Source organism: Synergistes jonesii, assembly GCF_000712295.1.
In the GTDB taxonomy this organism is placed as follows: Bacteria; Synergistota; Synergistia; order Synergistales; family Synergistaceae; genus Synergistes; species Synergistes jonesii.
Genome location: NZ_JMKI01000011.1, coordinates 1 through 2,483 on the forward strand (window position 1 = coordinate 1; position 2,483 = coordinate 2,483).

A 2,483-nucleotide genomic window follows, 5' to 3' on the forward strand; every position below is an offset into this window, starting at 1 on the left:
CAAGAAGGCAGTGAAGCATAAAGCAAAACAGCACCGGCCGTGTCCAAGGAAGACGACCGCCGGTATTATGTGCAGACCGATGCAAGCAGACACAAGTGGTTTGGTGAAGAACACGGATATGCAACTTTGCACGCATATATAGACGATGCGACAGGGGTCGTTACAGGGGCGTTCTTTACTGAAACTGAATGTATGCGCGGCTATGCCGCGGCGCTGGAACAAGGGATGCTTGCATATGGATTGCCTCTGTCCATATACAGCGACCGCCATACTATATTCCGTTCGCCCAAGGAGTTGACCGACGATGAGATTTTGAGCGGAACGGAGCTGCCGCTGTCAAACTTTGGCAAGGCGCTGTATGAGCTTGGTATAAAGCAGATAACGGCGCACAGCCCTCAGGCCAAGGGACGTATAGAAAGGCTCTGGAATACATTTCAGGACAGGCTCATCGCCGAATTGAGGTTTTCATCCATCACAAACATCGCTGACGCTAATAAGATGATAGCGGAAGGTTTTATCAGCGACTATAACCGCAGGTTTGCAGTGCTGCCGCATGAGGACGGTAGCGCCTGCATGCCTTTTGACAGAAGCATCGATCTCGGACTTGTTTTCTCCATAAGGGACACGAGAAGGGCCGGCGGGGGGAATACCATATCATACAAAGGGGAGATATATACTCCAGAGGATGAAAAGAGCCCCGTATTTGTTCGTGGAAGAATACTGGAAGTCAGGGAAACCTTTGACGGGGCCGTTTACGTCATACAAAACGGCATGCCAGTCCTAATGAAGAAGGTGTTTAGGGCGCAAAAAGCGATCGATGTAGGCGTGAAAAAGAAAGCAGGCGCTGTGTCACCACACAAGCCTGCTTCGGACCACCCCTGGCGGGGTGGATTTAAAATCAAACCTGCTATATATAATAACACACAAACAGGGAGGGAGTGACATTTTCTCAGAACAATTAGGGTGACATTTTCTCTGGTTATTGACACAGACTATAGACGATTTATTGAAAGGAGGCGGTAATGATGGCGCTCAGTGAGATGCAGGAGCGGTTTTGTCAGTTTTACGTCGGCGAATGCAGGGGCAACGGCACTGAGGCCGTCGTCCGCGCCGGCTATACAGAGAATAGGAGTTCCGCCGCCGTCATCGCCAGTCAGAACTTAAGAAAGCTTAATATTATCAGGCGTATCAACGATTTGCGGCGCGAAGCGCTGGCCGCGTCAGGTTATGACAAGGAGAAAGTACGCGAGCTTATCGTGCGCAGGTTTGTAGGGATCGTGGGCACCAATCTGACCGACATCGTACATATTTCACCGGGCAGAGACGACCCACGCCGTGAAGAAATACTAAAAGAACTTGCCGAGAACAACGGCGGGCAGCGCATACTTGATTTCGGCAGTCTGCTTTTCGTGCCGACTACCGGGCTGACCGAGGAGGAGCGCGGCGCGATAAAGAAGTTGAAGGCGATCCCGGCGACGGAACATTCCGACGGCGGCCTGGAAGTGGAGCTCAACGATCCCATAGCGGCGGCGAAGCTGCTGGCGGAGATTTCCGGGATAAAGGAAAGCGACGGCGCGGTCAGTATCAATTTAGAGTCTGTTCACATTAAATTGCATCTACGATCATAGCAAAGTAGATGAACCCACAGAACAGCACGTCAAGCTTATCGTAACGGGTAAATATTTTCCGAAGGTAGTGTAACTTATTCTGTGTAAACCCCTTGCCCCTGGATCGATGTAAGACATCAAAGGGTTACCGTTACTGCTTCAGTATCACCATAATGACATACGCTATCCGGGCTGTCAATGGACTGCAGCCCGGACTTTTCTTATAGGCGTTTAGGGCTATTCCAGATCTCCGGGTTCTATGCGTTCCTCAAAGTAAATGCACAGCTGTGACAGAATTTTACTCCAGTCCCTGTCCCTGCCGGTCCACTTTTCAGTGATGTCCATCGTCGCAAGATAAAGGAGCTTGAGAAGGGCGTCGTCTGAGGGGAAGATCGTACGTGTTTTTGTCACTTTCCTGAGCTGCCGGTTGTAGTTCTCGATCTGGTTTGTCGTATAGATCATCCGGCGCAGCTCATAGGGATACTTGAAATAAGCGGATAACTGAGGCCAGTTGTTCCGCCAGCTCGCTACCGAAGACGGGTATTTCGAGCCCCACTTCTCTTCAAGTCTGTCAAGCCCTTCCTCGGCCTGCTCCAGTGTAGGAGCCTGATAGACACCCTTCAAATCATTCATAAAAGCCTTAATGTCCTTGTAAGAGACGAATTTTGTCGTGTAACGGATCTGATGGACAATGCAGCGCTGGATTTCGGCCTTGGGATATACGGCGCTTATCGCATCTGCAAAGCCTGTCAGGCCGTCGACGGAGATAATGAAAATATCTTCGGTGCCGCGATTACGGATCTCGTTAAGGACACCGACCCAGTACTTGGCGCTCTCATTTCCGCCGACCCACAGGCCAAGGACTCACGATGCCCT

At 50.8% G+C, this 2,483-nt stretch carries 3 protein-coding genes; 2 read left to right on the forward strand and 1 reads right to left on the reverse strand.

Features of this window, described 5'->3' with window-relative positions; translation table 11 throughout:
- Window positions 1-39: 39 nt before the first annotated feature.
- A complete protein-coding gene (locus tag EH55_RS03535; RefSeq protein ID WP_051682614.1) occupies window positions 40-942 on the forward strand; it encodes an ISNCY family transposase in 903 nt (300 codons plus the stop codon).
- Window positions 943-1,025: 83 nt separating this feature from the next.
- Window positions 1,026-1,628, forward strand: a complete 603-nt coding sequence (locus EH55_RS03540; protein WP_037974839.1) for a terminase small subunit — start codon at window positions 1,026-1,028, stop codon at window positions 1,626-1,628.
- 216 nt (window positions 1,629-1,844) lie between these two features.
- On the opposite strand, the gene EH55_RS13775 is transcribed toward EH55_RS03540, so the two are convergent.
- A complete protein-coding gene (locus EH55_RS13775; protein ID WP_328286347.1) occupies window positions 1,845-2,462 on the reverse strand; it encodes an IS256 family transposase in 618 nt (205 codons plus the stop codon).
- Between the last annotated feature and the right edge of the window lie 21 nt (window positions 2,463-2,483).

What these genes read in the sequence shown, in the direction of transcription:
- EH55_RS03540 (WP_037974839.1), top strand. Translation starts at nt 1,026, where the DNA reads ATGGCGCTCAGTGAGATGCAGGAGCGGTTTTGTCAGTTTTACGTCGGC.